This is a genomic window from Stenotrophomonas sepilia (assembly GCF_003244875.1).
In the GTDB taxonomy this organism is placed as follows: domain Bacteria; phylum Pseudomonadota; class Gammaproteobacteria; order Xanthomonadales; family Xanthomonadaceae; genus Stenotrophomonas; species Stenotrophomonas sepilia.
Genome location: NZ_LXXZ01000050.1, coordinates 1 through 8,194 on the forward strand (window position 1 = coordinate 1; position 8,194 = coordinate 8,194).

Sequence of the window (8,194 nt, forward strand, 5' to 3'; positions counted from 1 at the left end):
CGCTGTGGCCGGCGCGGCGGGCGGCGGCGAGCATGGTGCGCGCGCGGTCCAGATCGAGGAAGCCACGTTCGGTGGCCTCCATCCAGATCTGCTGCGGCAGGATGCCGCTGCCGGCCATGTGCCGGGAGATCATCTTCAGGGCGCGACCGCTGCTGATGTCTTCGGCGGCGAGGTTGATCGCGATGTGCGCGCTGCGGTCGGCGACCAGCAGCTCGCGCATGTCGCGCACCACGTTCTCGATCACCAGGTCGGTGACGTCGGCGATCATGCCGGCCTCTTCGGCCAGCGGAATGAACAGGTCAGGGCGCACCTGGGTGCCATCCGGGCGTTGCCAGCGTACCAGCGCCTCGGCGCCGACGCAGATGCCGGTGTCCAGTTCGATGATCGGCTGATAATGCAGGTACAGCTCGCGGCGGCGGATGGCGGTAGCCAGTTCGCCGCGCAGGGAAAGGCGGCGCCGCGACAGCCAGATCACCAGCCCGGCGCCGGCGGCGGCCAGCAGCAGGCCCACCGGCACGTACAGCCAGGCCTGTTGGCGGAAGGCCGCAGCGAGCGCGGTGCGCGGTGTAGTGGCGACGGCCAGCCATTCCTCGTTGCGCGCGGTAGCGAACAGCGTGGTGTGGTCCAGGCCTTCGCCCGGGTCGCGCAGCAGTGCCTGCAGCAGGTCCGGATCCAGGCCGGGCTGTTTGGCCAGCAGGCGTCCGTCGGGGCTGGCCAGTGCCAGCCGCACATTCGGGTCGGCGATGACATCGACGAAGCGGCGTGGGTCCACCAGAGCGTCGTAGGACCCATACAGGATCGCCAGCACCTGGCGTCGCCCGCTGATTTCCGGGCGCACGTCCACTGCGATGCCGGCGCCGTCGCTGGTGACGTGGTCCGGCCTGGGCTGTTCCACATCCGACAGGAACGGCCCCCAGGAGGTGCAGCGCAGCTTGCCTCCTTCGAAGTAGCCCATCTGGTCAATCGATGGGGTGGTCATCACCAGGGTCTGCATGCGCCGGATGTGCTCGGGGCTGCAGGACACGTAGGCACCGGCTTCGGCGGATTTCAGCGCCGCCAGCGCCTCCTGGTAGGACAGGTCGGAGCGGCGCAGGGTGCGATCGGCGATGTCGCGCAGGCGCTGCTGTTCGACGCTGACCGCGCGGTCCCAGGTGGCGTAGGCCATGACCGCGATCGGCACCGCAGCGGCCAGCAGGGCCAGTGCGGTACCGCCGATGATGACGCGCAGGCGGCTCATGGCCGGGGCTCCAGCGGGGCGGGCGGGGCAGGGCGCATGGTCGGGCCGGTCCTTGGGCAGATGCGGCTATCTCAGCATGGCACCGGGCCGGGCGGAATGGGATCAATACGGTATTCGGTCACATTGTGGTGAAAGCGGCCTGCTTTGACGCAATGGGGCCGTCTGGCGCTGGCGCTCGGCGTCGCGGAGGACTACCGTCGAACGCTTCGCCCGCCCCTTCCCGCGCCCATGACCGAGCCCGCCACGCCCCCCGAGCACCTGCGCCGCAGCCTGTCCAATCGCCACCTGCAACTGATCGCCATCGGCGGTGCCATCGGCACCGGCCTGTTCATGGGCTCGGGCAAGACCATCAGCCTGGCCGGCCCGTCCATCATCTTCGTCTACCTGATCATCGGCGCGATGCTGTTCTTCGTGATGCGTGCGATGGGCGAGCTGCTGCTGTCCAACCTCCAGTACAAATCCTTCATCGATTTCTCCACCGACCTGCTCGGCCCGTGGGCCGGGTTCTTCTGCGGATGGACCTACTGGTTCTGCTGGATCGTCACCGCCATTGCCGACGTGATCGCGATCGCCTCCTACGCACAGTTCTGGTCCCCGGGGCTTGAAGCCTGGAAACCGGCGCTGGCCTGCGTGATGCTGCTGCTGGCGTTGAACCTGGTGACGGTGAAGCTGTTCGGTGAAATGGAATTCTGGTTCGCGCTGATCAAGATCGTGGCGATCTGTGCGCTGATCATCACCGGCGCCGGGCTGGTGGCTTGGGGCTTCACCTCACCCAGCGGCCACACCGCGTCGCTGTCGAACCTGTGGAATGACGGTGGCATGTTCCCGATGGGCCTGGTCGGCTTCTTCGCCGGGTTCCAGATTGCGGTGTTCGCCTTCGTCGGCATCGAGCTGGTCGGCACCACCGCCGCCGAAACTGCCGACCCCGAGCGCAACCTGCCCAAGGCAATCAACTCGATCCCGGTGCGCATCATCATCTTCTATGTGCTGGCGCTGATCGCGATCATGGCGGTCACCCCGTGGCGCCAGGTGGTGCCGGACAAGAGCCCGTTCGTGCAGCTGTTCGTGCTGGCCGGCATTCCCGCCGCCGCCAGCCTGATCAATTTCGTGGTGCTGACCTCGGCCACGTCCTCGGCCAACAGTGGCATCTTCTCCACCAGCCGCATGCTGTACGGCCTGGCCGAAGAGGGCCACGCACCGCGCGGGCTGTCGAAACTGTCGCGCGCTGCGGTGCCGGCCCGTGGCCTGCTGTTCTCGTGCCTGTGCCTGCTGGGCGGCACGCTGCTGATCTACCTGATTCCCAACCTGGTAACCGCCTTCACCCTGGTGACGACGCTGGCGACGGTGCTGTTCATCTTCGTCTGGTCGCTGATCCTGGTGGCCTACATGGCTTATCGCCGTCGCTACCCGGAGCGCCACGCTGCATCGATCTTCAAGATGCCTGGGGGCGTCGCCATGTGCTGGGCCTGCCTGGTGTTCTTCGCCGCCGTGCTGGTGCTGCTGAGCCTGCAGGGCGACACCCGCCAGGCGCTGATCGCCAGCCCGGTGTGGTTCGTGCTGCTGGGCGCGGGGTATTGGGTGCGCCGGAGGGCCGCGAAGTGATCCAACGTCTCCGTTCCATCGATTGATCCATCGTCTCTACAGAGTTTCATCCACGCATGGCGTGGATCTACTGTCAGCCGCAGGAAATCGGCCGCTGCCGTTGAGGTTGCCGGCCAGCGGCCGGCACTACCGCGGGTGCAGGGCGCAGCCCTGCCAACCGCCCATTCACCCAACATTCGCGGGCGCGGCCGGATCATCCGGCCGCCATGTCCCATCGACCTCTCCTGCTTGCACTGGTGCTGCTGCCCATCCTGTGGCCCGGGATGGCTGCCGCGCGCACGGTCTATCGCTGCGTGCAGGGCAACACCGTCAGCCTGGCCACCGCACCGGAGCCGGGTTCGCGGTGCACGCCGAAGGAGATCGACGACAACGCCATCCAGGCCCCGAACCTGTGGGGCAACATGGGCGTGTTCAGTGGTGTGCTGTACGAGCGCGAGCAGGACGGCGTGCTGGTCTATTCCACCCGCAACCTGCCCGGCTCGCGGGTATTCCTGAAGTTCACCGTGGCCACGCCGCCGGGCGAGCCTGCACACGAGGGCCTGGGCAAGGTCGGCACGCCGCAGCTCGCGCAGCACGCCAGGCAGTTCAAGGCCGCGGCCAAAGCTACCGGCGTCGACGATGCCTGGCTGCGTGCGATCGCCCATGCCGAAAGCAACTTCGATCCGCTGGCGGTCTCGACCAAGGGCGCACAGGGCGTGATGCAGTTGATGCCGGAGACCGCACAGGAATATGGCGTGCGCGATCCGTTCTCGCCGCAGCAGTCGATCGAGGGCGGCGCGCGCTACATGCGCGCACTGCTACGCCGTTACAACGGCGACCGCCCGTTGGCGGCGGCTGCGTACAACGCGGGCATCGGTGCGGTCACCCGCTACAAGGGCGTGCCGCCCTACGCCGAAACCCTGGCCTATGTGGACAAGGTGATGGCGCTGTATGCGCGCTACCGCGAAGCGATGGGCATCCGCACCGAAGTGCCAGCCCGCTAGCGGACGGTGCTGCCTGCACGTGGCGTTGTAGAGCCGAGCCAATGCTCGGCTGCGCCAATTGCAGCCGAGCATCGGCTCGGCTCTACACAAAAGCCGCTCAGCGCGAGGTGGAAGTGCTGACCAGGTCGTAGCGCTCGATGCGGCCGACGCGTACCACTTCGGCCTGCACGTCGGCACGCTGCTTGAGTGCACGCCACGCGGCATCGATGCGCACATCGCCCGGCAATGACGGATAGGTGCGCATGTCCTGCAGGCTGGCCAGGGTTTCACCGCGTTCAACCGGCGAGCGCAGCTGTTCGATCAGCACGGCGGCGGCACCGTCCAGGTCGCCTTCTTCCAGCAGCATTTCGCGGTGGAACAGGCGGGCATCGTCGCGCTGGGCCAGGATCACCGCGCGTGCTGCATCGCGCGCCTTGGCATCACCGCGCTCGCGGGCCGCGGCGAACTGCAGCAGCGCCTGTGCGGCCTTGCCGTAACCGGCGAGGCCCGGCATGTCATTCACTGCCTGCGCAGCGTCCTGCATGCGTCCCAGCGAACTGAACACGAAGCCGACATTCATCTGGTGCTCGACACCATCCGGGCCGAGCGCGCCGATGCGGGCGGCCTGCTTCGCCGTGGCCAGTGCCTCATCGGTGCGGCCCAGCCGGCGCAGTGCGGTGAGCCGGCTGTTGAGCAGCCAGGCCACCCATTCCGCTTCCGTGGCGGCAGGCGATTCGCCGTTGCTGGCGGCAGCGGCCATGCCCTCGGTCAACGACAGCACTTCCTCGTTGCGGTCCAGCATCAGCAAGGTGGTGCTGAACTCGGCCATGCGCGCGTCCAGTGCGCGGTCGAGCAGGCCGGAAACACGTAGTTCATCGAGGTGGCGCTGTGCCGCCTGCACTGGATCGAAACGCGCGTCACCGCGATCGACATAGCGATCGAAGCGCTTGTCGCTGCGCAGGCGGATGATCTCGGCCGGGCTGTCGATGCGCGCCAGCGTGGCCGGAATGCTGTCGCCACGGCCGTAGTCGGCCTGCAGCGTGGCCAGCGCCAGCCACAGCCCGGTGGGTTCCAGGCCGCCACTCTTCCAGCCGTTGTCAAACAGCGCCTGCAGCAGGTCCATGCGCTTCTGTGGCTGGTCACGCAGGCGGTACTGCAGGTAGTTGACCGCGTGGTGATCGATCGGCAGCGGCGCGTCGGCGTGCTGCAGTGCCTTCACCAGCAAGGTGGTGGCTGCGGCCGGCTGGTTGTCCGACAGTTCCACTGACACCAGGGTGAGCAGGATCTGTGCATCCTCCGGCAGGGCCTCCTGCGCCCGCTGCAGGTAGCGGCGGGCCTGATCCGGCTTCTTCTGCATCAGAGCGGTCCAGCCGGCGACCTGCGAGGCGCGGCCGCGACGCTCGGCATCGAAGTCGTCCAGCAACGGATCCTCCATCAGCCGCTCCATGCTGATCAGTGCACCCAGCGTATTGCCGCCGCGTGCCTGCTGGATGGCTTCATCCCAGCGCGTGGCGTACGCTGCGTGTACTGCATCGGCGGTGGCCGATGGCTTCTGCGGGGCCACCGTGATCGAAGCGGAGGCGGGCGCACTGGCCAATGCGGCCAGCAGCAGTGCGGTGAGGGGGAGAGCGCGGGGCATGGAGAATCTCCATCCGTGGGAACCGCATTGAACCTGCTACGGCCAGCGAGGACAAGCACGACGAAGCGAATCCTGGCCTTCAGCCGCATGATCGGCCGTGGCGGATCGCACGCGCAGCGTCTATTGTCGGTGCCTCTTCAAGCAGCAGGCAGAGGCAGCGCAACACGATGGCACGGTGGCAATGGATGGCGGCAGGGGTGGCGTTGGCAACGGCGGTGGGCTTGGCTGCAACCTGGTGGGACACCCCGCTGAAAACGCTGGCCGGCCCTGCCGGCCCGGTGCCCACGCCCTTGGCCTGGACCGCGCAGATCGAGCCGCTGGCGGGTGATGGCCACCCCGGTGACCGCGACGGTGCGTCCGCGCAGGCGCGCTTCGCCGACCCGTATGCACTGCTGCGCGGCACCGATGGCAGTGTCTATTTCACCGATGCCGGTGACAACAACCGGATCCGCCGCCGCCTGCCCGATGGCCGCGTTGAAACCGTGGCCGGGCAGGGTGAGGGCCGTGTCGATGGCCCTGCGCTGCAGGCCAGCTTCAATACGCCCTCGGGCATTGCCGGCGATGCGCAGGGCAACCTGTACGTGGCCGACACCGGCAACCATGCGATCCGCCGCATCGGCACCGATGGCCAGGTGACCACGTTGGCCGGTGGCGAACAGGGCCACGCCGACGGCCCGGCCACGCAGGCCCGCTTCGATGCACCGATGGGCGTTGCGGTGGACGCGCAGGGCCAGGTCTACGTGGCGGACACGTTCAATGACCGCATCCGGGTGATCGGTACCGATGGCAGTGTGCGCACCCTGGCTGGTGGTGATCGGCCAGGCTTTGCCGATGGCGTGGGCGCCGCTGCGCGTTTCGATACGCCAGTGGCGCTGGCCTTCGACGCGCAGGGTGCGTTGCTGGTGGCCGATCTGTTCAACAACGCCGTGCGCCGGGTGGGGGCCGATGGCACGGTCAGCACCGTGGTCGCCGCCGGTGGCGTGATCAATGGGCCGCTGTCGCTGGCCGCCACCCACGACGGCGTGCTGTACGTGGGTGATCTGGATGGCCGCATCGTGCAGGTGACGCCGCAGGGCCACCAGATCGCGCTGCTCGGCAATGGTCGCCTGCCGCGCCTGGCCCGCCCCAGTGGATTGGCGATGGATGCCGATGGCAGCGTGCTGGTGGCCGACGCCGCAGGCTACCGCCTGCATCGCCTGCGCCCGCTGCCGGTGGGCGAACTGCCGGCGCCGGCACTGGTCGGCCCGGCCGCCGATGCCGCGTTGCCGAAGACGGGGGGCCGTTGGCCGCTCGCACCGCAGGACGGCTGGCACGAAGTGGTCGGCACCCTGGGCGAAGTGCGCGGCAACTTCAGCGGTGAGAGCCGCCACCACCTGCATGGCGGCTTCGACGTGCGCGGTGATGTGGGCCAGACCGTGCTGGCGATTGCCGATGGCAAGATCAGCAGCCCGGTGGCGGCCTGGAACCTGGGCGAGCAGGCCGAGGGCCTTGCGGTGGACCGCCTCAAGTACATCCACATGCGCGTCGGCCGCACCCCGCGCGATGTGCCGTTCGACGCGCGCTGGCAGGCGCTGTACGACGAGCAGGGCAAGCTGCAGCGGATGCGCGTGCGCCGTGGCATGCGCATCCACGTGGGTGACCGCCTGGGCAGCATCAACAACCAGGCGCACGTGCACCTGGCGGTGGGCACCGGTGGTTTCGAGACCAATGCGGTGGCGCTTGGCTTCCATAACTACGCCGATCACTTCGCACCGCGCATCACTGATGTAGCACTGCTGGACGACAACGACCAGCCGATGGCCGCAGGCAGCGATGGCGTGGTGATGGTTGCGCGGCAGGGGCGTGGCGTGCAGATCGTGGTGGAGGCCTGGGACCAGGTCGACAACAATCTGCCACGACGCCGCCTGGGCATGTACCAGGTGGGTTACCAGATCCTCGATGCTACGGGACAACCGCTGCAGGGCTACGAGCAGCCGCGCTGGAACATCGTGTTCAACCGCATGCCGCCGCAGCGGGAAGCAGTGCGCGTGGCCTACGCACCGGACAGCGGCATCACCGTGCATGGCAGCGCGGTGACCCGGTTCCGCTACCTGGCCACCAACACCGTGCGTGATGGCCTGATGGAAACCGGACGCTGGCAGCCGGCGGCGTTGCCGCCGGGCGAGTACGTCGTGCGCGCCAGCGTGCGCGACTACAGCGGCAACGAAGGCGTCGGTCCGCGCGAGATCAGGGTACGGCTGCTGCCATAGCCGCAGCCGGGGCGCCGCAGCGTTCGCGCTCGGCGTCCATGTCTTCCAGCGGCCGCACTTCGATGCTGCCGAAGCGTGCCCACGGGAAATCGCGGGCGATGCGCATGGCGTCGTCGCGGTCGCGCGCTACGATCAGGTTGAAGCCGGCCAGCAGTTCGCGGGTCTCGGCGAAGGGGCCATCCAGTACGCGGCTGTGGCCATCCCGCACGCGCAGGGTCTGCGCGGTGTCGACCGGCTGCAGCTTCTGTGCGGCCAGCAGCGTGCCTTCGGCCTGCAGTTTGTCGGCGTGGGCCAGGCAGTCGCGCATCAGCGCGTTGAATTCTTCGGTGGGCAGGGCCTGCAGCAGGGCAGGCTCGATGTAGATCAGAAGCAGGTACTGCTGCATGGCACGGTCCTGGCGGGGGCGGGGGTCCATGATCGCGCAGGATTGCGCACGGGCATGTTGCAGCGCAGAAGCGCGCCTTCGGCGGGGATCGGCGAACGGCGGAGCCCCTCCGTGGTGGGG

At 68.2% G+C, this 8,194-nt stretch carries 6 protein-coding genes; 3 read left to right on the forward strand and 3 right to left on the reverse strand.

The features are described from left to right. On the reverse strand, positions 1-1,237 hold a 1,237-nt coding region (locus A7X97_RS09780), incomplete at its 3' end, for an EAL domain-containing protein (RefSeq protein WP_111007868.1). 228 nt (positions 1,238-1,465) lie between these two features. Between A7X97_RS09780 and cycA the strand changes: the two genes are divergently transcribed. Continuing rightward, a complete protein-coding gene (cycA, locus tag A7X97_RS09785) occupies positions 1,466-2,839 on the forward strand; it encodes a D-serine/D-alanine/glycine transporter (protein WP_088496302.1) in 1,374 nt (457 codons plus the stop codon). A 206-nt stretch (positions 2,840-3,045) separates the two neighbouring features. Next, positions 3,046-3,822, forward strand: a complete 777-nt coding sequence (locus A7X97_RS09790) for a lytic transglycosylase domain-containing protein (protein WP_088496303.1) — start codon at positions 3,046-3,048, stop codon at positions 3,820-3,822. A 97-nt stretch (positions 3,823-3,919) separates the two neighbouring features. Here A7X97_RS09790 and A7X97_RS09795 read toward each other — a convergent pair whose 3' ends face one another. Beyond that, positions 3,920-5,440, reverse strand: a complete 1,521-nt coding sequence (locus A7X97_RS09795; RefSeq protein WP_088496304.1) for a tetratricopeptide repeat protein — start codon at positions 5,438-5,440, stop codon at positions 3,920-3,922. 167 nt (positions 5,441-5,607) lie between these two features. Between A7X97_RS09795 and A7X97_RS09800 the strand changes: the two genes are divergently transcribed. Next, positions 5,608-7,689, forward strand: coding sequence for an NHL repeat-containing protein (locus A7X97_RS09800; protein WP_111007869.1), 2,082 nt, complete (start codon positions 5,608-5,610; stop codon positions 7,687-7,689). Here A7X97_RS09800 and A7X97_RS09805 read toward each other — a convergent pair. After that, complete coding sequence (locus A7X97_RS09805; RefSeq protein ID WP_049413606.1) at positions 7,667-8,074, reverse strand: YciI family protein; 408 nt, start codon at positions 8,072-8,074, stop codon at positions 7,667-7,669. The two genes, A7X97_RS09800 and A7X97_RS09805, sit on opposite strands and share 23 nt — an antisense overlap. Between the last annotated feature and the right edge of the window lie 120 nt (positions 8,075-8,194).